21 protein-coding genes are annotated in these 21055 nt (G+C 67.9%); 16 read left to right on the top strand and 5 right to left on the bottom strand.

All coding sequences use genetic code 11. From position 1 onward, the window contains the following. Positions 1–2: 2 nt before the first annotated feature. The 4 genes from PV734_RS26840 to PV734_RS26825 all read left to right on the top strand — a co-directional run bounded on the left by PV734_RS26840 (position 3) and on the right by PV734_RS26825 (position 4873). Complete coding sequence (locus tag PV734_RS26840) at positions 3–887, top strand: phosphotransferase (protein WP_319292394.1); 885 nt, start codon at positions 3–5, stop codon at positions 885–887. A 64-nt stretch (positions 888–951) separates the two neighbouring features. Beyond that, on the top strand, positions 952–1998 hold the full coding sequence (locus tag PV734_RS26835; protein WP_319292392.1) for a phosphotransferase: 1047 nt from the start codon (positions 952–954) through the stop codon (positions 1996–1998). 198 nt (positions 1999–2196) lie between these two features. Next, complete coding sequence (locus tag PV734_RS26830) at positions 2197–4167, top strand: ABC transporter ATP-binding protein (RefSeq protein ID WP_319292389.1); 1971 nt, start codon at positions 2197–2199, stop codon at positions 4165–4167. Positions 4168–4309: 142 nt separating this feature from the next. After that, positions 4310–4873 (top strand): HD domain-containing protein, encoded by a 564-nt coding sequence (locus PV734_RS26825; protein ID WP_319292387.1) that lies wholly within the window; start codon positions 4310–4312, stop codon positions 4871–4873. 7 nt (positions 4874–4880) lie between these two features. On the opposite strand, the gene PV734_RS26820 is transcribed toward PV734_RS26825, so the two are convergent. Then, positions 4881–5348 (bottom strand): NUDIX domain-containing protein, encoded by a 468-nt coding sequence (locus PV734_RS26820; protein WP_319292385.1) that lies wholly within the window; start codon positions 5346–5348, stop codon positions 4881–4883. After that, positions 5335–6105, bottom strand: a complete 771-nt coding sequence (locus tag PV734_RS26815) for a helix-turn-helix transcriptional regulator (protein WP_319292383.1) — start codon at positions 6103–6105, stop codon at positions 5335–5337. The genes PV734_RS26820 and PV734_RS26815 overlap by 14 nt, the downstream gene beginning before the upstream one ends. 87 nt (positions 6106–6192) lie before the next feature. Here PV734_RS26815 and PV734_RS26810 point away from each other — a divergent pair, with 87 nt between their 5' ends. The 10 genes from PV734_RS26810 (at position 6193) to PV734_RS26765 (ending at position 15400) form a co-directional block, all read left to right on the top strand. Continuing rightward, positions 6193–6885 (top strand): HAD family hydrolase, encoded by a 693-nt coding sequence (locus PV734_RS26810; RefSeq protein ID WP_319292548.1) that lies wholly within the window; start codon positions 6193–6195, stop codon positions 6883–6885. A 151-nt stretch (positions 6886–7036) separates the two neighbouring features. Beyond that, positions 7037–8131, top strand: coding sequence for a hypothetical protein (locus tag PV734_RS26805; RefSeq protein WP_319292381.1), 1095 nt, complete (start codon positions 7037–7039; stop codon positions 8129–8131). Further along, positions 8131–10188 carry a hypothetical protein gene (locus PV734_RS26800; protein ID WP_319292379.1) on the top strand — a complete coding sequence of 686 codons (2058 nt, stop codon included), beginning with the start codon at positions 8131–8133 and terminating at the stop codon, positions 10186–10188. Before PV734_RS26805 ends, PV734_RS26800 begins: the two co-directional genes overlap by 1 nt. Beyond that, positions 10185–11258 (top strand): enolase C-terminal domain-like protein, encoded by a 1074-nt coding sequence (locus PV734_RS26795; protein ID WP_319292377.1) that lies wholly within the window; start codon positions 10185–10187, stop codon positions 11256–11258. The genes PV734_RS26800 and PV734_RS26795 overlap by 4 nt, the downstream gene beginning before the upstream one ends. Beyond that, entirely contained in the window at positions 11240–11683 is a 444-nt protein-coding gene (locus tag PV734_RS26790) for a hypothetical protein (protein WP_319292554.1), read from the top strand. The genes PV734_RS26795 and PV734_RS26790 overlap by 19 nt, the downstream gene beginning before the upstream one ends. Then, entirely contained in the window at positions 11680–12348 is a 669-nt protein-coding gene (locus PV734_RS26785) for an HAD family hydrolase (protein WP_319292375.1), read from the top strand. Before PV734_RS26790 ends, PV734_RS26785 begins: the two co-directional genes overlap by 4 nt. Next, positions 12345–13139 carry a class I SAM-dependent methyltransferase gene (locus tag PV734_RS26780; RefSeq protein ID WP_319292373.1) on the top strand — a complete coding sequence of 265 codons (795 nt, stop codon included), beginning with the start codon at positions 12345–12347 and terminating at the stop codon, positions 13137–13139. Before PV734_RS26785 ends, PV734_RS26780 begins: the two co-directional genes overlap by 4 nt. Next, positions 13136–13966, top strand: coding sequence for a creatininase family protein (locus PV734_RS26775; RefSeq protein WP_319292371.1), 831 nt, complete (start codon positions 13136–13138; stop codon positions 13964–13966). Before PV734_RS26780 ends, PV734_RS26775 begins: the two co-directional genes overlap by 4 nt. Next, the gene (locus tag PV734_RS26770) at positions 13950–14717 is read left to right on the top strand and encodes a phytanoyl-CoA dioxygenase family protein (protein WP_319292369.1); all 768 of its coding nucleotides are present in this window, start codon (positions 13950–13952) and stop codon (positions 14715–14717) included. Before PV734_RS26775 ends, PV734_RS26770 begins: the two co-directional genes overlap by 17 nt. Positions 14718–14749: 32 nt before the next feature. Continuing rightward, positions 14750–15400 carry an L-threonylcarbamoyladenylate synthase gene (locus tag PV734_RS26765; RefSeq protein ID WP_319292367.1) on the top strand — a complete coding sequence of 217 codons (651 nt, stop codon included), beginning with the start codon at positions 14750–14752 and terminating at the stop codon, positions 15398–15400. A gap of 61 nt (positions 15401–15461) precedes the next feature. Here the strand turns inward: PV734_RS26765 and PV734_RS26760 are convergent, their stop codons facing one another. The 3 genes from PV734_RS26760 to PV734_RS26750 all read right to left on the bottom strand — a co-directional run bounded on the left by PV734_RS26760 (position 15462) and on the right by PV734_RS26750 (position 18463). Continuing rightward, on the bottom strand, positions 15462–16055 hold the full coding sequence (locus PV734_RS26760; protein WP_319292365.1) for a hypothetical protein: 594 nt from the start codon (positions 16053–16055) through the stop codon (positions 15462–15464). Then, a complete protein-coding gene (locus PV734_RS26755; protein WP_319292362.1) occupies positions 16045–17241 on the bottom strand; it encodes an MAB_1171c family putative transporter in 1197 nt (398 codons plus the stop codon). Before PV734_RS26755 ends, PV734_RS26760 begins: the two co-directional genes overlap by 11 nt. A gap of 727 nt (positions 17242–17968) precedes the next feature. Then, positions 17969–18463 carry a helix-turn-helix domain-containing protein gene (locus PV734_RS26750; protein WP_046912658.1) on the bottom strand — a complete coding sequence of 165 codons (495 nt, stop codon included), beginning with the start codon at positions 18461–18463 and terminating at the stop codon, positions 17969–17971. Between the two features lie 670 nt (positions 18464–19133). On the opposite strand from PV734_RS26750, the gene PV734_RS26745 reads away from it, so the two are divergent. Both PV734_RS26745 and PV734_RS26740 read left to right on the top strand, forming a co-directional pair. Further along, positions 19134–20183, top strand: coding sequence for a hypothetical protein (locus tag PV734_RS26745; protein WP_319292360.1), 1050 nt, complete (start codon positions 19134–19136; stop codon positions 20181–20183). Then, positions 20180–20935 carry an ATP-binding protein gene (locus PV734_RS26740; protein WP_319292358.1) on the top strand — a complete coding sequence of 252 codons (756 nt, stop codon included), beginning with the start codon at positions 20180–20182 and terminating at the stop codon, positions 20933–20935. The genes PV734_RS26745 and PV734_RS26740 overlap by 4 nt, the downstream gene beginning before the upstream one ends. Positions 20936–21055 lie beyond the last annotated feature (120 nt).

The raw sequence follows: 21055 nt of genomic DNA, 5'->3' as shown, positions 1-21055 counted from the left end.
ACATGCCCAGCGCGCTCCACCACCTGGTGGAGTCGGCGACCGACACGTACGCGGTGGTCGCCGAGCATCCCCGGCCCGGAGACATCCGGCCTTCCGTCTGGGAGGTCAACGGGCCTGGCGGCCAAAGGTGGTTCGGGAAGTGCCACGCGGGCGCGAAGCTCCACCGACGCGAGGTGACCGCGTACGAGAAGTGGACCATGGCCCTGGGCGCAGACCGCGCCCCCGAGCTGGTCTCCGCGGACACGCAGACGCGCACCGTCCTGGTCACCGCCGTGCCCGGACGCGGCCTCGACACGCTGCGCCTGCCGGCCGAGCAGGAACGGGCGGCCTACGAGCAGGCCGGCGAACTGCTCGCCCGGTTCCATACCGCGGCGGCCGACGAGTCGATGCCGGAAGTGACCGAGGAGGCCTGGGACGAGACGGTCGCCCGACTGCTGGGCCGTACGGCGAGGAACGCGCCGGAACACGACGTCGCGATGGTGCGCACGCTCGCCAGGGAGGCTCCTCCCCGCCTTCCCTCGGTATCGCAACACGGCGACTACATGCCCAAGAACTGGATGTGGGACGAGACCGAGCAGTGCCTGCGGGTCATCGACTTCGAACGCGCCGAACTTCGGCCCGCCGCCTACCGCGACCTGAGCCGACTGCGCTACCGGATCCTGTGCAACCGCCCCGACCTCAACACCGCCTTCCACCACGGATACGGCCGCCCACTCACCGAGGAGGAACAGATCGCGTGCCGGACGTACGGGGCACTGGATGCCCTGGACTGCCTGGACTGGGGGATCAGGCAGCGCGCCATCGGACTGGTCGACGAGGCACTCACCATGCTGGAGAACCTGCGTCTGGAGACCGGCAAGAGCGTGTGGGGCGGGTGGCGTGCGTGAACACCTTCTCTGGAACGGTTCGCACGGACCGCTGTCTCTCTGTGCACGGCAGTCGGTGATCTGAATGGACGCAGCAGGCTGGGGCGAGACGCTCGCCGCTGAAGTGTTGGAGGAAAGGTACGGGCTGGTCGCTGATGTCGTCGAACCGGTGCACATGGGCACAGACACCATTAACCGGCGAGTCCTGACGGACGACGGGGTGCGGCTGTTCGTCAAGCAGTACCGCTCGATGGCTGACCTGGACGCGGCACGCAACGCGTGGGACATGTCGGAGTACTGCCGGGCCGCGAGGCTTCCCGTTCCACGGGTGTGGCACGATGCCGACGACAACCTGGTCACCATCGCGGGAGGCAGCGCATGGGCCGTGGTCGACGAGGCTCCCGGCCGGGTGACCTCGTCGGCGATGACGATCCGGCTCGCCGAGCACATCGGCGTCGTCATGGGGCGCATGCACCGTGCGCTCGCTGCGTACCCGATGCCCAGGCGCGTGCAGCACACCCGCTGGCGGACCGAGCCCGTCGAGGACGCGGTAGCGAGATGCGACACCGTGATGGCCAGGGCCAGGCGCCAAGGCCACGACCATCTGGATGAACTGCGTGTCGACCTCGACCAGCGGCGTGAGGACCTGCGCACACACGTCCCCCGGTTGAGGGCTCATCTCCCCGAGACTCTGCTCGAACAGGCACTGCACGCGGACCTGACCCGCACCAATCTGATCACCCTCGCCGACGCCGTCACCGGTGTCATCGACTTCCGCTGCGCCGGCGCGCTGCCGGCCTGGGAGCTGGGGCGGGCGGCGTTCGATCCGCGCACGGTCGCGACCAGCACCGAGTGGGCCGCTTGCGCCCTGGCCATGGCCAGGGCCTACCGCTCGGAGCACCCCAGCCTTCCGATTCGGGAGGTGCGGGCCTCCGCTCGGATCGCGCTGCTGTACATGCTGTCCAGCCTCTACGGGGCCACCACGGCCGAGTACGACCTGCCCGGAGAGGCGGAGACGGATCTGAAGCGCTACTGGCGTGAGCGCCAGATCGCAATCCGCCACCTGCTCGGCGACCTTGAGGGCCTCGAAGACGAGCTCACCGCCCTCGGAGCGAGCGGAGGCACGGCGTGACCAGCCGTCAGCTTCCCACCGTGCCGAGCGAAACGACCGACGAGCGACAACCTCAACCACCTACACCACACAGGGGGACCTCTTGGCGCATCGAACCGTGACCGGCCCGCACCCGTTACTCATCCGCGAACGGCGTGCGGCGCTGGGATCCCGTACTCCCCTGGTCGGGCACCACAAGTCCACGGAGGGCTGGAGCTGATGACAACCATCCCAAAGCCCGCCGGGACAACCGTGCCGACGGACGAGTCGGAGGTCTCGGACGAGGAACTGAAGTTCGTCATCCCCGGCGATCGTCGCATCGAGGCTGCCAACGCGATCACGACCCGCTCGATGGCCAAGCGACTGCCCCAGCTGATCCGCCGCTCCCTCGCATTGGGCTGGCAGGTAGACCGCACCGCGGTCATCGCGCTGCTCGGCGTTCAGCTCCTCTCCGGCGTGCTGGAGGCGTTCGGGCTGATGGCCACCACCGGGGTGATCAAGCCGCTGATCGCCTCGCAGCACATCAGCGGCGACCAGCTCCGCGCCGCCATACCTTCCCTTGTCGTCCTGTCGGGTGCCATCGGTCTGCGCGCCCTGGTGGGTATTGCCTCCACCGCGCTGTCGGCCCGATTGGCCCCGCGTATCGCCCGGGAGGCCGAACTCAAGCTCCTGGACGCGGCGACGAAGGCGGAACTGGCCGCGTACGACAACCCCGGATACAACGACCGCTGGGACGCGGCCGACCGGGGAGTGGAGGTGTCCAGGGACCTTCTCACCCAAGCCCAGTACATCCTCGCCGCATCGGCATCGCTGATCGCCTCAGCGTCCGTTCTGACCGCTGTGCACCCGATCCTTCTGCCTCTGCTCGTCACGGCGGCCCTGCCGAAGGGCCTGGCCAGCGTGAGGGCAGCGCGTATCAGCTACATCGCCTCGCTTGCCACGTCGAAGGACCGGCGGCTACTGGGCATGCTGCGCTGGTACATGGTCGACAAGCAGACCGCCGACCAAGTCCGCTCGGGCACCATGGCTCCGTTCCTGCTCGACAAGTACCGCACGGCTGGGTCGCGGATTGACGCGACGACCGACCAGGCCAGCTGGCGCTCTGCCAGGATCTCCCTTGTGGGTGGGGCCGCGGGAGGTCTCGCCCACGCGGTCGTGTGGGTGGCGTTGGCGTTGTTGGTGTCCGCCGGGCAGATCACGGTCGCCGCGCTCGGCACCGCGTTCCTCGCGCTGGGCCGCGTCAGCGCGGGACTGGACGGGATCGTCGGCTACGGAGCCCAACTCTTCCGCACGGGAATGTACTTGGACGACTGGGCGGACTTCATCGACGAAGCCGGCGGCCACCGCATCGACCGCGGCCCTCGGGTGCCGACCGCGCCCATGGTCGTCCGCGCCGAGAACATCACCTTCAAGTACCCGAGCGCCGACCGACCCGCTCTCCACGACGTGTCCCTGGAGGTCCGGCGAGGCGAAGTCGTCGCGCTGGTCGGCGAGAACGGCTCAGGCAAGACCACCCTTAGCAAGATCCTCTCAGCGCTGTACCTACCTGATCAAGGAGCCGTCTCCTGGGACGGCACCGACACCAGGGACTTGGACGCGTATGCCGCCTGGAACCGTGTCGCGGTCGTACCGCAGTCCTACGCGAACTGGCCTCTGTCGGCGAGGGAGAACATCACCCTCGGCCAGTCCACCGAGGAAGGAGACGACGCGGTGCTCGCCGCAGCGCGTGCCGCAGGTGCCGACGAGGTCGTCGATGGGTTGCGCAGCGGGTTGAACACCCTGCTGGCCAAGGAGTGGTGGGGCGGTCAGGAACTGTCCGGTGGGCAGTGGCAGAGGATCGCGCTCGCCCGGGCGTTCCATCGGCCGGCCGGACTGCTCGTCATGGACGAGCCGACGGCTGCCCTCGACCCGAGGGCCGAGCACCGCATCTTCACCGGACTGCGCCGCCTCGCCGCCGACCGCGCGGTCGTCTTGGTCACCCACAGGCTCACCAACGTGACCGTCGCAGACCGCGTCGTTGTATTGGACAAGGGGCGTGTGATCCAGCAGGGCACTCCCGACGAGTTGCTAGCCCAGCGCGACGGCTTGTTCCGTGAACTGTGGGACCTGCAGAACGAGCGCTCCGGGCGTGTACCAGCCCCGGCCGACTCCGAAGAGAACGTGCCGCTGAACCAGCCAGCCTTGTTCTGAACGATTCGACATCCGAGAGAAGGACCCAGAGGTGAGCAGACACGACGTCTCCCGCCAGGCGCGACATCCCGTGCAAGGTTGACGACGGAGCCGACACACCTGATCCCTGCTCCGCCGCGTGATCGGAAGGTACGCTCGCGCCATGGCTGTGGTCGGTTGGGCATACGAACTCGCGGAGTCCCTGCTCGCTGAGTCCCTGCCTCGCCGGTGGGCTCACACTCGCGGGGTGGCGGCCCGTGCCGAGTGGCTGGCGCCGGCACTCGGAGATGATGGCGAGGCGCTGGTCGCAGCCGCGGTGCTGCACGACATCGGGTATGCGCCGGTCGTGGCGCTGACGGGCTTCCACCCTCTGGACGGGGCTCGCCACCTGCGAACGCTGCCTGGGGTGGAAGAGCGGGTCGTGCGGCTGGTGGCCAACCATTCCTTCGCCCTGCTCGAAGCCGAGGAACGTGGGCTGCGGGAGATCCTGGCGGGGGAGTTTCCGCAGCTGGACGACGAAGTCCTGGTGGATGCCCTGGTGTACTGCGACATGACCACCACTCCCGACGGATCGCCAACGACGTCGTATGCGCGGGTGGACGAGATCCTCGGTCGCTACGGAACGGACAGCGTGGTCGGACGCTTCATCCGCAGAGCCGCACCCGCCATCCACGAGAGTGTGGCGCGGGTGCAGGCGCGAGCCGACGCGGCTGGGCTGACGGTATAGGCCCGGCTCAGCCCAGATACGGGTATTCGCCGGAGAGGTAGTGGCTGATCTGCTCCCGCATGCTCGCGTGGATGTCGAGGCCGTCGAGTTCCTCTGGCAGAACCCAGCGCACGCCGTCGGCCTCGTCGTTCACCGTCGGAGCGCCACTGACCGGGCGGCCGATGTAGGCGGCTTCGTACTGCTGCCGGATCTCTCCATCGGTGTACTCGATGATGTGCGCCGGGTTGGAGTAGACACCGAGGAACCCGGTGACTTCGGCGACGATGCCGGTCTCCTCCTCGCATTCGCGCACGGCGCACTGCGCGGGGCTCTCCCCGATGTCCTGGGCGCCACCTGGCAGGGCCCACTGTCCGGTGTCGCGGCGCCGCTGGAGCAGGATCGCGCCTTCGCTGTTGACGACGAGGAGGTTGCTGGCTGGGATCAGGGTGTTGGCCTTGGGTGCCATCGGGTCGTTGTAGTACTCAGTCCTGCCCACGCTGGTGGTGCTCCTGACGGTCGGGCGCCCAAGGGCGCGCGGTGTTCCATACGGCTTCGAAGCTCTCGGTGTAGCGGTCGCACCAGTCGGTGCCGTCCGTGCGTCGGAGCTGGAAGAGCGGGTTGGCGCTTGCCGGCTGGCCCCAGATGTGCGGATTGACCAGTAACTGATCGTCGTACCGGAAGATCGAGTTGTACAGCGTCGTGTCGTGCAGCCGTACCTCGCAGCCGGGGGCGCCGACCAGGGCGCGGTAGTACGTCAGTGACGCCCGGATCTTCGCGGCGAGCGTGTCACCGATCCCTTCCTCGCGGCCCCGGACGGCTACCGCTTCTCCATATGGATCGCCGAAGCACAGTCGGACCTTGACTCCGGCCTGTGCACGTTCCTGCAGCATGCGGGCGATGTGTGGGTTGGTCTGGGCGAAGAAGGTACCGGAGAAGACGAGGACGTCGATGTGCTTCACGGCGCCGAGCAGGAGGGAGATCCAGACGTCCCTGGGAACGCTGGCGCGGTTCGGGTAGACCTCGACGATCTCTGACCGTAGTGCTTCGAGGTGCACGGGTCGCTGGCGGTCGTTCGGCCAGAGGTAGACCTCGTCCACTTGCAGGTGTTTCGCGACGACGAAGCGGTGCCGGCGGTGGGGCACCCGGCCGGAGAGCCAGCGGCCCACAGTCTTGGGGTCGACGGAACAGAACTCGGCGAGATCTTCTTCGGTGATCCCCCGCTGGACGAGTGCCGAGCGCAATCGTTCATTCACTCGGATAATCCAATCGCACCCATGGTCACACTCGCAAGGACGACCGGCTCAGCGAGAGTACGCGAGCGGTGTGCTTACGCTGGCAGGATGCCGCTCATCGTGCTCTGGGACATCGACCACACCCTCATCGACAACGCCGGTGTCAGCAAAGAGATTTATGCCGCCGCGTTCACGGCTCTCGCCGGTCGGGCGCCGGTGCGTCCCGCACGCACGGAGGGTCGGACGGACCGGTTGATCATCGCGGGCATGTTCCACGATCACGGCCTGGAACCGCCTGAGTGGGAAGACGCGCTGGTCGCGCTGGAGGCGGCAGGGGCAGGCCGTGAAGCGGACCTCAACCAGCGGGGCCGGGTTCTGCCAGGAGTTCGCCAAGCCCTCAAGGCCGTGGCAGAGGAGGACGACATGGTCTCCTCCGTCCTTACGGGGAACATCGCTGCGAACGCGCGGGTGAAACTCGGCGCCTTCGGACTGGACGCCCTCGTGGACCTCGGAGTCGGCGCCTACGGTGCCGACTCCGCTGACAGGGCGGCGTTGGTGGACGTGGCGCGGAGCAGGGTCCGGGCCGTCTACGACCTTCCGGACGACACCGCCGTGGTGCTCGTCGGCGACACCCCCCGCGATGTCGATGCCGCCATCACATCAGGCGCGCACATCGTGGCGGTGGCATCCGGAGTCAACAGCGAAGACGAGCTACGACAAGCCGGCGCCCACCTTGTTCTGCCTGACCTGAGCGACGTCGACGCCCTCATGGTTCAGCTTCGCGAGTTCGCTCGCCCCTGAAACGTCCCAAGACGTCCTCGGATCGTCCCGGGATGCGGTTCTGCCGTCCCGGTGTTCTCCAGCACGCTCTTCTCTCATCGGCCCCGAGGTGGAACGGGCCGCCGATGCAGAACCAGAACCCCCATACGGCTGGCTGGGATGGAGTGCGCGCATGTCCGCAGTGCTTGGTGAACTACCCGCATCAACGGCTTCGCTCACGTCTGTTGAGCGCCTCGCGGCCCGATACGCGGTTCCCGTCGAGGACGCGCTGCTCATCTCCATCAACCTGCACGGGATCTCGTCGGACATCCCACGCCACCGGGCACGCGTGCTGGTGCGCCTTGCCACCGCTCCGTCCGTGCCCTGGCAGGTCATCGTCCCTCTGAACGCGGCTCGTTCGCCGTTCCGTCTGGAGGACGGACAGCTGACGTTCGGCGGTGAGCCGATAGGCAGTGTCGAACGCATCGATGCTGACGAGGCCGTTGGCGGATACTTCCGTGACGGCGGCCGAGCGGCGACGCTCAACCCGAACGCCCGGAGCCGCTGTGTCGGATGTGCCTTTTGCCCCAACACCCTGGAGGCCGCCGCTGATCCCCGTCTGTCGGAGGAGCGGGAGCTGAACGAGCTGCTGGCGGCGATGTCGGAACAGCATCCCCGCGGCGACCTGACCGAACTTCGTGAGATCACTGTCTCGACCGGCTGCTTCGAACGCGAGGGGGCAGCGACCGACCACCTCCGATCGCTCCGGAGCGTGCTCACCGAGCACAACATCAACGCACGGATCGGTTTCCTCACTTCGGTGCTGCGCACCGAGGAAGCGTTCGAGGACCTCGCCACGCACGCGTCCCCCTTCGTGCTTCGTCTCACCGCCGAGTGCTTCACCCGGCGCGACCTGCTGCTCAAGGCCAGCAAGGCCACACTCGCGACCTCCGAGATGGCGCAGGTACTCCAGCGCGCGCTGCGCGTCGGCCACGGCACTTCGTTCACGTACATCGTCGGCCTAGACGGACTCGAAGCACTCCGCGAGGGTGTCGCGGCTCTCGCGCCGTATGTCACGGAGTTCCCGAACTTCCAGGTGTACCAGGCCCACAACTCGATCATGGCCGGGTTGCGGTCCGAGGGTGCCCAGGAGCTGGAGTTCTTCCTCCAGGCTCGCAGGGCCATCGAGGAGATCATGGGCTCCAGCGGTCTGCGTCCCGTGGCGTGGGAGTGCTACCGGCCCTTGTGGTACTTCACTTTCGCCGGCGAGAGCCTGGTCGGTGGGTGATGGCCGAAGCCGCGGTCCTGGCCGACGCCCTCTGGCGAGCCACGACATACGCCTCGGTGTGCCAGCTGCACCTCCGTGGGAACGTACTGCTCTCCGAGCCCCTGTCCCACGAGCACGTGAAGCCCGACCCCTCCGGTCACTGGGGCACCGTTCCGGGCACGGCCTGGGCACTGGCGCATGTCGCGCTGGCCGCGGGCCGGACGTCCCCGTCGCTGGATGTGGTGCCGATCCTCGGCGCCGGCCATGCGGGGATCGTCCAGCTGTCGATGGCCTGGCTCAGCGGAGAACTCCAGGCGATCCGCCCCCAGTTCACGCCTGACGTGGACGGTCTGATTCGGCTTTCACGGGCGTTCCCGTATGTCGACGGGCTCGGTGCCGAGGTCCATCCCGCCCTGTGGGCCGGTGACTACCTCGGAGGGCGGCTCGGCGGTGCGCTGGCGTTCGCCCAGGGTGCAGCGCTCGACGCGCCCGACCGCGTTCTGGTTCCCGTCGTCGGGGACGGTGAATGCGAGACGCCCACGACGGCGGCCTCGTGGCTGGCGACGGGCGTCGTGCCGGCCGCACAGGTTCTCCCCGTAATCCACGTCAACGGATTCCGGATGGGCGGTCGAAGCCTGCTGGGAGGAATGACCGACGACCAGTTGCGCGCGTACGCCACCGGTCAGGGTTGGGACGCCCGAGTGGTGCATGTCGTCGAGGGCTCCCAGGAGGAGCACGCGGCCTTTCACGACGTGTTCCAGCAGGCCCTGGACGCGACCAGCCGTGGCCGCCGTGTCGCCGTCTTCCTACGGTGCATGAAGGGCTGGGGTGGACCGGAGACGGTGGAAGGCCGCCGGATTCTCGGCACCCCGCGCGCCCACAAGACTCCGCTGTCAGCCCCCGGACGCGTGGCCGACCAGCTGGAACTCCTGGAGCGGTGGCTCGCCCAGTACTCGCCACACGAGCTGTTCGATCCCGACGGGCGCCCGCTGGGCGGACTGGCTCGTGCGATGGCAGCGGCCCGGTGGTGCCGACTACGCCCGACGCACGCCGAACAGAGGCCAGCCGATCGCCGAACGCCGCTCGGTTACATGGGCTTTGGCACGTTCGCCGGCGCCGTGACCACCGTGATCCGCGACCACGCTGCGGACGGTGGGTTCCAGGTGTTCAGCCCGGACGAGCTGGCCTCCAACCGTCTCGGAGGCTTGGCCAGAGAACCCTGGACGAAGGAGTTGCTGGCTGAGGAGGTCCTGCTGGAGTGGCTCGCCGGCTGGACAGCCAGCGGCCGTCGCGGAGTCCTGGTCTCCTACGAAGCCTTCGCTCCGCTGCTGCTGAGCGGAGTCGCTGCTCACCTCAAACAGCGCCGCCTCGCGGCGGCGCCGGTTCTGCCCAGCCTGAACCTGCTTCTGACGTCGTACGGCTGGAACAACGTCTTCACGCACGGAGATCCGTCCTTCGCCACAGCGCTCCTGGCCATGGGCGACCCCGCTGTCCGAGTGCTCACACCTGCCGATCCGACCCGTACCGCAGTCGTCTTGGAAGAGGTGCTCCATTCGGATGGAGGTGTCAACGTCGTCGTGGCGGGCAAGCACACCGCGACCGCCCACCCCACTGACACGGTGCACGATGAGCAGGCGTACGGGCTCGCCGTCTGGCCGCATCTGAGCGATGACGGCGAACCGGACATCACCATCGTCACCGCGGGCGACCTCCCGGCGGCCGTCGCCGCTGAAGCGATCCCGCTGCTTCGCGGAAACCGTGGGTGCCGCGTCCGGGTGGTGAATCTCCTCGACCTGACCGTGCTGGGTGACCCCAAGACGTGGCCGCGAGGGTTGTCCGACGCGGACATCGTTCGTTACTTCGGCCGGCACGCCGCTGTTCTCGTGGTCACCCTCGGCCATCCGGCCGCCGTTTGGGGGCTGCTGGCGGGAAGGCTCCGCCGTCCGATCGAGGTCGTCGGCTGGCAGGAGCCGACGGGCCCGATGCCCCAGGCACAACTGGCCGACACGCTGGGCCTGACCCCGGCCGGCCTGGCCCAGGCGGCGAATCGCCTTCTCGCGGTCCGGGAGGCGGCGTGACGAGCGCGATCCGCATCGACCGGATCGAAGTCGTCGACGTACGGGACATCGAACCCACGGGTGATGACACGGCGTTCATCGCCCTTCACGCGGCTGGGGAGACGGGCTGGTACGGCCCCGTCAGTACTGCCATCGCCTCCTACGCGGACAAGGTCCTCGCGCCGACCGTGATCGGAGCCGATGCCACAGACCATCAGGCGCTCCGCCAGTGCCTGTTGGGGCCGGCGGTCGCGAGTTCGGATCCGCATGCCCCGTGGGCCATGGGTGCCATCGACTGCGCGGCGTGGGATTTGCACGGGCGCCTTGACGGTCGTCCGGTGGCGGACCTCCTGACTTCGAAGACCGCGCGCCGATCCGTACCGGCGTACGCGTCGTGGCTGACACAGGAGCTGACCGGCCCTGTCGAGTCGGAGGTCCTGAGCGAAGTCCTGGCAGGCGGTTGGGCCTTCACCAAGTGGGGGCTCCGCTGCCGAACACCACACGACGCGACGGGGGCAGCGCGGGCTCTCGCCAGGGCTGTGGAACACGCGGCCGAGGAAACAGGGGTCCGGATCGCCGTGGACGCTGTGGGTACGTGGACTCCCTCCCTGGCCATGGCATTTGCTGGACTGGTCGATCCGTCCGCCTTGATCTGGCTGGAGGATCCTCTGCCGCGTCACGATCTACGGGCATACGACCGACTGGCATCGACGCCCGTGCCCGTGGCCATAGGCGAGCGCCTCTCGCTCCGCGAGGACCCCGCCACCGTGCTCGACACGACCCGCCCTGTGGCCCTGACACTCGACGTCGTCGGATGCGGCGGTCTCACCAGGGCTGTCGAAGTCCTGGCAGCTGCTCGCGCCCGCAAGGTGCCGGTCTATCCGCATGGCCGCTCGCTGGTCCCCGGCATCCACCTTGCCGCCGCGTTCCCCGAGGCCGTCCCCGCGATCGAGTACCGCCTTCAGTGGGAGCCGGGCCGGCAGCGACTCTACGACCACACCTGGCTCCCCGAACACGGACACCTACGCCTGCCGGAAGCTCCCGGTCTCGGCACCATCCCGAGGAGGACACCATGCCGCGAACATCAGTAAGCCTCCCTGTCGAGGGATCCGTGGGGCGCACGCCCGACGGACCGCTCCTGGTGCTGACCGAACGCCTCGGCGGGCACGACACCTTCCTGTCCGGACGTCTCGACCTGGACGGTACGAACATCCCCGTACGCATCATGACCCTGGACGACGTCACCGTCCTGCACCCCACGGACCCCGGAACCGTACCGGCGCTCCGAGCGCGCTGGTCCGGGACACTGCACCTGCCGCACGGCCTGCGTCCGCAAACGGCACCAGGGGACCTGGAGTCGGCCGCCGAAGCCGAGGGGCGGATCCTCGAGGCCTTGGACGACGCGGAACTGCGCTACGCCCTCACCTTCCTGTCCGAGGCCACGACGCGTGAGATCCGTGGCGCCCGCATCGCGGCCATCGTCTCCGCACTGCCTCCCGCGAGGGGTGCCGCGTGACCCGACGGTGCCCCCACCTCATCAGCGTCGACGTCGGCGGAACGCTGGGAACCGCGGAAGGCCCGGGCCTCACGATGCGGCTGACCGCGGCATCCCCCCTGCCGGCGAAGCAGGCGCGCGAGATCATGCGCGACCGCCTGCACACGCAACCGTCGCTCGGCGACGCCGTCGTGGCCGACGTGTGCGAGGCCCTGCAGGTCGCACCCGCCGACTTCCCTCGGGATCTACCACCGGCTCCCCTCACGCTGTTCCCCGGGACCATGGACGCCCTGCGCGTGCTGAGCGAGGTGGCGACGGTCGTGACCCTGTCCAACGTGACCTGCGCGGACGCGGACACCGACGGGCTCCGGCGTCGCACAGCGCCGTGGGTGAGCGACTTCTTCCCCTCGTGCCGTATCGGCTACGCCAAGCCGGATCGGCGGGCGTTCCTCGCGGTCGCCGAACACTGCGCGGTGGATCCGGCGCGCATCCTCCACATCGGTGACGACTGGGCCTGTGACGTGGTCGGGGCCGTCAACGCCGGATTTGGGGCCGTCTGGATATCGCGTGGCCGACCAACTCCCGAGCCGGATCTAATCGTTGATCACGGTGTGCTCGTCGCCGACGACCTCTCGGCCGCAGCCAAGCACGTCAAAGCATTCTCACGCACGGAGGAAATCCCATGAACAGCCTGTTCACCGGCACCGTCGGCTTCTACCGGCAGTACCGTCCGGGCATCCCGGCCGAGGTGGCCGACGTCCTGGACCGGGCGACGGCCACCGACCGCCCGCGCCGCCTGCTGGACGTCGGTACCGGGACGGGCCTTGTCGTGGAAGCGCTCCTGGACCGCTTCGACGACATCATCGCCATCGACAACGACGCCGACATGCTCGCCGCCGCCGAGTCGGCGCTCCGCCCGGCGCTTCCGGAAGGCGCGAGTCTGTCGCTCGTCGAATGCACGGCCGAGGAGTTCACGCCGCCGTCCGGCTGGCGCGCGGATCTTGTGACGATCTGCCGGGCATTCCACTGGCTCGACCAGGCAGCGGTTCTCTCCGGTCTTGACGCGCAGGTCGCCCCGGACGGAGCTGTCGCCATCTTCGGCGACAACAGCTTCTGGGCGGCGGGAAGTCCCTGGAAGGAAGCCGTCCGCAGCGTCATCAAGGAGTTCCTCGGCGAGGAACGGCGCGCTGGTCAGGGGACCTTCCAGCACCACAACCGCCCGTACAGCGAGATCATGGAGGAGTCACCCTTCAACCAGGTCGAGGAAGTACGGGTTCCGGTCCAGCGCACCTGGACGGCCGACAGCATCCTCGGATACCTGTACTCGACCTCCTTCGCGGCTCCGCACCTGTTCGGCGCCCGCCTGGGCGAGTTCGAGTCGAGGGTGAAGACGACGCTGGCCGAGTTCAGCGACGACGACACGTTCGGCGAGGAGAACGAGTTCCTCATCCGGATGGGCCGCCGGAGCCGGACATGAGGGAAACCGGGAGATCGCGCACGTATGACCAGCTGACCGCGCCGGACGTCTCGGCGCGGCTCAGCCGCCACTCGGTCCTGGTCCTGCCGATCGGCTCGACGGAGCAGCACGGCCCCCACCTGCCGCTCAATACCGACACCGTCATAGCCGAACGATTTGCCCAGATGCTGGTCGGACGCTACAGCGACCACCACGACCTGTGGGCCCTGCCTGCCCTGCCATACGGGCTCTCCCCGGAGCACGCGTGGTCGGCCGGCGTCGTCTCGTTGAACATCACGACATTCAGCGGCCTGCTTGACACCATCGTCGGTCAGTACGTCAGCTCCACCACCGCCCGTCGGCTGCTCATCGTCAACGGTCACGGCGGAAACCGCGGCGTCCTCGAAACGCTGGCCTACGAACTCCAGCAGACCCACGGCATCGCCGTCTGCGTCATCAACCCCGTCTCGCTGTCGCCCGAGGCCACCGTCAGCGAGCTGCCCGAGATCCACGCGGGTGTCCGCGAGACCTCGATGATGCTCGCCCTCGCCCCGGACACGGTGCACCTCGGCCGAATCCCTGCCGACCACACCCCCGATCCGGGCCGACGCGAGGACATTCAGCGGCTCATACTCCGACGCGGCACCGCGTGGCCGTGGTCATCCGGCGACCCGGCGATCTCCTCACTCGGCATCATCGGCGGCGATCCCCGAAAAGCCAGCGCCGCCGCCGGCCACTCGATCATCGCGAGCGCCGTGGACGCTGGCGCGGAGGTACTCGCCCGCCTTGCGGCCCCCAATACCGATGTCCCGGACACCCTTCGGAGGACCAATGTCCCTCACCTATGAAGAGAAGGCCGGTTTCGCAAGGGACGGCGTTGCCGTCCGACGCGGCCTCGTACCCGACGACCTGATCGCCCGAGCCTCGTCCCTCATCGACGGCTGGGTCCGCGAGGAGATGGACGCCTCGCAGATCTCCGCGTACACGCAACGCACCTTCGCACCCGAACTCGGCCAACACCCGGACCTGCTGGGCCTGTTCTCGGATTCGGGAGCGGAGGAACTGGCGACCGATCTACTCGGTGACCTCCAGCCGGTCACCACGACGCAGATCCAGATCCGGATACCCGAGGACGCACTGCCAACGTCACAGCCCGAGAAGGCGATGCACATCGACGGAGTCGCCTGCCCGCATCTCGATCCTGACGAACTGCGCACCTTCTCACTGCTCGTCGGCGTGGTGCTCTCCGACATCAGCGATCCGGACGGCGGGGCGCTGCGGTACCTGCCCGGCGGGCACCAGGCCATGGCCCGGTGGTTCCGTTCCGAGTGGTCGCTCGGCGTCACTGAGCAGGTTCCCCCGCAGATCGACACCGAGAGCGGAACAGCCTTTCTGGGCAAGCCTGGCGACGTCCTGCTCATGCACCACCTCGTTCCGCACGCGGTGGGCCGCAACCACACCTCGACGCCCAGAGTCATGGCGTACTTCCGTGTGTCGCATCCCAGTCACGCCCAACGCCGCCTCGAAGCCCTCCGCGACCCGTGGCTCGACTACCCGCCCCTCGCCCCCGTCGCGGCTACCGCGCCGACCGCCCGATGAAAGCCGACCGCCATCTCGTGAGGAGCACGTCCATGCGTCTGATCCACCCCACCGACCTCGACATCGCCGCACGCGCGATCGAGGCCGGCGAGTTGGTGATCGTGCCGACCAAGCGCTGGTACATGATCTGCGCCGACGCCGGAAACCCGGATGCCTGCAAGCGCATCTTCGACGGCAAGAAGCGCCCGCCCGGCAAGTCACTGGCGTTCGTCCTGCCCTCCCTTGAGGCATGCGAGCAACGCTTCCAGCTCACGCCGGAGGCCAGACGGCTCGCCGACGCGTTCTGGCCCGGAGATCTCGCGCTCCTCCTGCCGTGGCGCGATCCGGCCGACGCCGCCGGGTACACAGCCGTCGGCTCCCCCGCTCTGACCACCTACGACTCCGGTCTCCTCGGCCGCCTGGCGTCCCTCTCCACCGCACCCGTGGCCGCGACCACGGTCAACATCTCCGGCGACGCAGGCCCGGACGACCCCGGTCCTGCCATCACCCTCGACGAGGTCAACCACTTCCTGACAACAACGGGCGTGGGCGCATCCGTGATCGTGGACGGCGGTATCTGCCCGGCCGCCAACCACATGACGATCGTGGACTGCTTCACGCCGGAGGCCCGGCTGGTACGCGCCGGACTTGTCCATCAGCGCGCTATCTCGGCTGCTTTGGGACGCGACGTCCGCGGCACCTGAGATTCGCCGAGAGTGGGGTAGCGGGCGCCGACCGCCCGCCGTCAGACCGACGGCGGGCTGATCAGCGTGCCAGCTGGAACACGGCGGCGGCCACGACGGTGCCGAGGATTGTGCCCGCGATGACTTGGTTGCGTGTGTGGTCCCGCAGCTCGACCCTGGACCATCCGACGATGACGACGAGGAGGAACCCGAGGGTCATCCACGCACCGTAGGTCTGTACGAGCATCGCGCAGGCACCTGCCGAGACGGCCTGGTGCACGGAGATCTTCCAGACGAACGTGATCACGGCGAGGATCGCGAGGGTGACCAGCATCGACACGACGAGGGCGGTCATCGTCCGCGGGGCGCCTGCAGCGGCCATGAGGAGGATTCCGGTGGCCACGGAGAGCAGGATGACGGCCATGACGACGAGCCGTGCAGGCTTGGCCCCGACGTGTCGATCGCCCCAGTGGCCCTTCCGAATTCCGTACTTGATGAAGGTGATGGGAATGATGGCGGCGAAGAGTGCGCCGACCGCTCCCCAGGCCACGCCGGTCCATTGCGCCGTGTGCCAGCCGATCAGGAGGGTGACGGCGATAATCCAATTTTTCGGCTCAAGCCAGTCGGTGATGCGGCGCGCCAGTTTGGACTCCGCGGGGTGCACGTCAGTTGTCATGGGAAGAGTCCTTTTCCGGTCCGCCTATCGGCAAGGAGGCAAGCGCGACTTCCTGGCGGGTGAATTCTGTTACGACGGGTGAAGAAGCGTAGGCGCGGGATACCCCGTGGAGCCACGCGAGTTCACTCGGCCGGTCCCTTCCAGTGACACCGAGGGGCGGGTACTCAACACCTTCAAGTTGGTTTCCTGTTCGAGCGGCACTAGCGGCCACGTGCAGCCAAGCGGCTTCTGTCACCGCATCAACTTCCTGCTCACTTACGCCTCTTTGGAAGGCGAGCGCGCGAGCCCGCTCGCGGACATCTACTGACACGTATTCACGTAGGGCCAGGCACGCGTCCTCGATTTCGATGACGCATCGTTCAAGTCGGAAGCCGACACGCTGCTTTGGAACCGATGTGGAGAGCACCACGTGGGGAGCGGCGTCTGTCAGGCGCTTCCACAAAGGCTGGAGCCGCCTGAGCATGATCCAGGATCTGACGTACTCCACGGCCACGGAGAGCGGTGGCAGGCAACTGCCGAGCGCGATCGACAGAATCGCCAACTGCTTGAGTGCGGTGGAGATCTGGTACTCCAGCGTCGAATACCGGACTCCGGTGGTGAGGTCCAGCGTGACGAAGCCGATGCGCTGCAGGGCATAGAGGCTGCCGAGCAGCGTGCCGAGCCCCATGAGGCCGAGGCCGGCCCTGCCCAGGAGGGTGCGGCTGTGCCGGACGCCGCTGAGGAAAAGCCAGGTGGCGACGAACATGGCGATGCCGATGTACAGCGTGAAGACCGCCGTGTAGAGAACCGGATAGATGGCGCGCTCGCCCTCGCCGACCCGTACTGGCCCACCTGGCATCCAGTTGGCCAGCGTATAGAAGAGGACCATGAGGGGGAGCGTGGCTGCGATCGCTGCCAGCCTGGTGCGGCGGGCCAGGCCCTGTGGGCGGACGACGGCGACGATGAAGTCCAGGAGGAAGGCCGCGGAGGTAACGCCGAGCAGGTGCTTCAGCAGCGGAGTAAGGCTGGTGACGCCGGCGTTGTCGCTGATGGCGGCTTTGACGGCGGGCACCTCGAAGGTCATGGCCGCAGCCAGGGCCGCGAACGTGAGCGCAAGGCTCCGCTGCTTGTGGGAGTGACGGATGGACGGCAGACGCCACACGGTCACGAGCCACAGGGAACCGGCGACGAGGGTCGGGGTGTTCATGAGCGGCGGTTCCTCCGGGGATGCACGAGGGCATCGTCAAGACGCGTCATAGCGCCCGGCCGCCCTGGTTCTCGGCCTGAGTAGGCCAGTTCCTCGAACAGCTCACCGAGGGACGAGGCAGCCATCTCGGCGTCATACTCGGTCTCACTGTCGTAGCTGGTCCGTCCGAGCGCTGTGAGCACGGCCGAGGGGTCGACGCCCTGCGGCATGATCGACAGGAGCGACTCCACGACGCTCGTGTTCTCGCTTGCATGCCCGAGGAGTAGGTGCGCCAATTCATGGCGGACTATTTGCGCGCGATGCCGCTCACTTGTGGCCGTCACATGAAATATGTGATCTCCACTTTCGAAGGAGATCATGAGACCGCACGGGGCATTGACACCCCCCAGGTCGGGCAATTCGTGGAGGTGCAGCGGGCGCCCACGCCTGACCGCCAACTGGCGGCATACTTCATCCACCGCGTAGGGGTCAGATATTTCGATTCCCCGCAGTTGCTCCTCGCACAGTCGCCTCAGCTGCGCTTCTTTCCGCGCATAACGCCGATTGAACATGAACGAGATCCTCGCTATGACCCCCGAGCAAGCGCAGTACGCGGTTCTCACTCGACTCTTACTCACTGACATGCGGAGAATCCCCCGCGACCAAGCGGAGCTTTACACAGCCTCGCCGGGCGACCAAGAGGATCTTGAAGGCATATCCGTCAAAACGGGATAGCGGGTGAGAGAGGTCACGTTACTGAGGGATTATCAGGCTTATCAAGGCCCTCTAGGCGACGCGCCTGTTCAATTACCGTCGTGATCATTTTGAGGCTGTCAGCCGAGAGCCCATTGGCTCGCAGTGCGAGCCCTCGCACCTTGGTGTCTCCCACGGCCGCGATCAACTCCATGGAGGCCCGGATCTTCTCGGACTCCTCGGCGTCGAAGTCAGGGAAGAAGTATTGGGGCGTGACATTGAAGTGGCGCGCCAGCGCTTCGACGGTATTCACGGTCGGGTTCGGCTTGGCTCCGGAGCGTAGCTGCGAAATGGCGCTCTCCGAGACAGTGAGGCCATCCGCCTCGCCGGCCTCACGAATCGCGCGAGACACCTCCGCATTGGTGAACTTCTTGCCCGTCGCCGGGTTTTTCACCGTTTCGAAGAGGTGGTTCAGCTTGTCGGCGAGGCTCAGCTGCCGACCGCCGGACGCCCCCGAGGGCACCTCCGCCGATCCGCTGGACTCCACCATCACTCGGCTCCTCCCATCTACACCCTGAGGCGCTGACGATACTCCAGTGTTGACGTGAGACCAACCCGCGAGGCGGAACACTACGGTGTTGACAGCTCGGGATCACTTTGGCGTATGTTCCAGGTACGGCAACACCAAAGTGTTGCAGCCGTGGCGAGGGATGCTGCTCGCATCGCTACCCGTGGCGTTCGCTGCACCCCTAGGCACGAGGACCACTCATGATCACCCGCCCCGCGTCGCGCCCAACCGTGCGACTTGTAGAGGGTTTAAGAGCCAAGTCTGGATCTTGACGCAGGGTCGTGCGTATGTTCGTCGTCCCTCCGGGCAGCCCGCCCGGCACGTCGAACACGAGGAGCAGCGGCATGCCCACACTTCGGGCTCCCTAAGCCCGCATACAGCGACGGCGCCCGAGAGACGCAACTCGCGGACGCCGAACGCCTCACGGCACAAACCGCCCCGGCAAGGGCGGATATCGCCACCATCACCACGCTGATCCCTTCCACGGGGCGTTTCAGCGCGGCAACACCAAAGGAGATTCTCGCATGCGATCTGCCCTGCGCAAAAGGCCCGACGGCCTTGCCTGCGCGGCAGCCTGTGCCCCCTCCACCTCCATCCGCCAAGGGCTGGCAACGGATCAACCGTCGGTGCGGCAGTGTGGGGGTGATGCCTGATGGCACGCATCCGCACCGTCAAGCCCGAGATGTTCGAGTCGGAGTCGCTGGCCGAGTGCTCGGTGACCGCCATGCTCACCTTCATCGGGCTGCTGACGCAGGCCGATGACTCCGGCCGACACCGTGACCACCCGGCGATCATCGCCGGACGGCTGTGGGCCCTGCGCCCGGAGCACACCGCCGCCCACGTCGCCCAGGACCTGGAGGAACTGGCCGCCGCTGGGCTGATCTGCCGCTACACCGGCTGTGACGGGCGCACGTGGCTCCACGTGATGACGTGGGAGCAGCACCAGAAGATCAACAAGCCCACGGCGTCCCGAGTGCCGCGCTGCCCCAGCCACCAGGGCCACCACCCCTGCGGCAAGTGCCAGACCCGGGACTGCCCCACGCGCATAGTGCCATCCATGACGCCTCCCGGAACCCTCCCGAATGACTCCGGGAGCCCTCAGCGCGGGGTGCACCGCCCGGTTCCGACCGCCACGCAGCCAGCGGGGACGACGGCGGACCCTGGAGAGCCGGTGTCCGTGCCGCTGGCTGGCCTAGCTGCCCCCACTGCGGCAACGCCAACGAAAAGCCCAGCTCAGAGGGATCTCCCGGAGGACTCACTGAGGACTACCAGAGGACTACGGGAGGACTCCCGCTCTGGATCTAGGATCTTGGATCCTGGATCATTCCTTACGGGGCGCGAGGCGCCCGCACCCGACGCCGTCCCCGGATCGGTCTCCGCCAAGGAGCTGGTGGCCGAGTACATCCGGGACTGCCAGCGCCGACCGCCTGAGGACTTCCTCGGGCTCCTGGGGCGCAAGATCAAGGCGCTCCTGGACGAGCGCTTCGACCCGCAGGACATCGGCACCGCGCTGGAGCGGCTGCGGGCCAAGGGCCTGCACCCGAGCGTCCTGCCGAGCCTGGTGAACGAGGTCGTCAACGCCGCCCCGCAGGCCGCCTCGGTGCCGTCGTCCGCCTCCGGCGCGGGGCCATGGGCCAGCACCTCCGGTTACACGCCCTACCTCAATCCGACCGAGCCGACGACGTTTGGAGGCCGCCTGTGACCCGCGCGCATCTCGCCGACCCCCAGCCCGCCATCGGCGAGCGGCTCCGCGCCCGCCTGGAGGCCAAGCTGGCCGAACGCGGCATCGACCCGACCGCGCCGCTGCCGGACACCCCGGAGCCGATCCCGGCCCTGGAGGCCGCACAGGCGCGCATCCCGGTCGACTACCGCCACGCCGTGGTCGAGCACCCTGAGGTCACGGCCTGGGTCCGCTCCATCACCGAGGCGGCGGTCGAACCGAACGCCGGCGGGCTCAATCCGCACTTCGGCACGGCTGGACGCCGGCGGATCGCACACGGCCCGTCGCTGCTGCTGTGGGGCAGCACCGGGGCGGGCAAGACCCACCAGGCGTACGGCGCGATCCGCGCCCTGACCGCCGCCGGATGCGGTGTGTCCTGGCACGCGACCACCGCCGCCGACATGTACGCCGACATGCGCCCGAAGTCCGGCGTGGACCCGGAGCACATGTTGCGCCGGATCGTACGGGTGCCGCTGCTGCTGCTCGACGACCTCGGCGCCGCCAAGAGCAGCACGTGGACGGAGGAGATCACCTTCCGGCTGGTGAACTGGCGCTGCCAGAACCGCCTGCCGACGATCTTCACCACGAACCTGCCGCCCGTACGCGAGCCTGGCATGCCCCCACGGCAGCCGGTCCTGCGCGAGGTGATCGGCGACCGGATCCTGTCCCGCCTGTCCGGCATGTGCACCCCGGTTCACTTCGACGGCCCGGACCGCCGCTTCCAGCGCCGCTGAACCGGCCCTTCTCGCACACCTCCCTCACCTCCGGTGCGGCATCGCCGTGCCCTCGCCCCGCCTCACCTCCGCGCCACGCCGCCCTCACCCACGCCGGCGCCGCGCGAGTGCTGAGGCGTA

It is taken from the genome of Streptomyces sp. AK08-02 (genome assembly GCF_033795085.1).
GTDB classification, from domain to species: domain Bacteria; phylum Actinomycetota; class Actinomycetes; order Streptomycetales; family Streptomycetaceae; genus Streptomyces; species Streptomyces echiniscabiei.
The sequence above is the reverse complement of the archived record's forward strand: the minus strand, read 5'-3'. Positions and strand labels throughout refer to the sequence as shown.

Excerpts from the sequence above, each read along its gene's own strand:
- PV734_RS26840 (WP_319292394.1), top strand. The coding sequence starts at position 3 with ATGCCCAGCGCGCTCCACCACCTGGTGGAGTCGGCGACCGACACGTAC.
- PV734_RS26835 (WP_319292392.1), top strand. The coding sequence starts at position 952 with ATGGACGCAGCAGGCTGGGGCGAGACGCTCGCCGCTGAAGTGTTGGAG.
- PV734_RS26830 (WP_319292389.1), top strand. The coding sequence starts at position 2,197 with ATGACAACCATCCCAAAGCCCGCCGGGACAACCGTGCCGACGGACGAG.
- PV734_RS26825 (WP_319292387.1), top strand. The coding sequence starts at position 4,310 with ATGGCTGTGGTCGGTTGGGCATACGAACTCGCGGAGTCCCTGCTCGCT.
- PV734_RS26810 (WP_319292548.1), top strand. The coding sequence starts at position 6,193 with ATGCCGCTCATCGTGCTCTGGGACATCGACCACACCCTCATCGACAAC.
- PV734_RS26805 (WP_319292381.1), top strand. The coding sequence starts at position 7,037 with ATGTCCGCAGTGCTTGGTGAACTACCCGCATCAACGGCTTCGCTCACG.
- PV734_RS26800 (WP_319292379.1), top strand. The coding sequence starts at position 8,131 with ATGGCCGAAGCCGCGGTCCTGGCCGACGCCCTCTGGCGAGCCACGACA.
- PV734_RS26790 (WP_319292554.1), top strand. The coding sequence starts at position 11,240 with ATGCCGCGAACATCAGTAAGCCTCCCTGTCGAGGGATCCGTGGGGCGC.
- PV734_RS26780 (WP_319292373.1), top strand. The coding sequence starts at position 12,345 with ATGAACAGCCTGTTCACCGGCACCGTCGGCTTCTACCGGCAGTACCGT.
- PV734_RS26775 (WP_319292371.1), top strand. The coding sequence starts at position 13,136 with ATGAGGGAAACCGGGAGATCGCGCACGTATGACCAGCTGACCGCGCCG.
- PV734_RS26770 (WP_319292369.1), top strand. The coding sequence starts at position 13,950 with ATGTCCCTCACCTATGAAGAGAAGGCCGGTTTCGCAAGGGACGGCGTT.
- PV734_RS26765 (WP_319292367.1), top strand. The coding sequence starts at position 14,750 with ATGCGTCTGATCCACCCCACCGACCTCGACATCGCCGCACGCGCGATC.
- PV734_RS26760 (WP_319292365.1), bottom strand. The coding sequence starts at position 16,055 with ATGACAACTGACGTGCACCCCGCGGAGTCCAAACTGGCGCGCCGCATC.
- PV734_RS26755 (WP_319292362.1), bottom strand. The coding sequence starts at position 17,241 with ATGAACACCCCGACCCTCGTCGCCGGTTCCCTGTGGCTCGTGACCGTG.
- PV734_RS26750 (WP_046912658.1), bottom strand. The coding sequence starts at position 18,463 with ATGGTGGAGTCCAGCGGATCGGCGGAGGTGCCCTCGGGGGCGTCCGGC.
- PV734_RS26745 (WP_319292360.1), top strand. The coding sequence starts at position 19,134 with ATGGCACGCATCCGCACCGTCAAGCCCGAGATGTTCGAGTCGGAGTCG.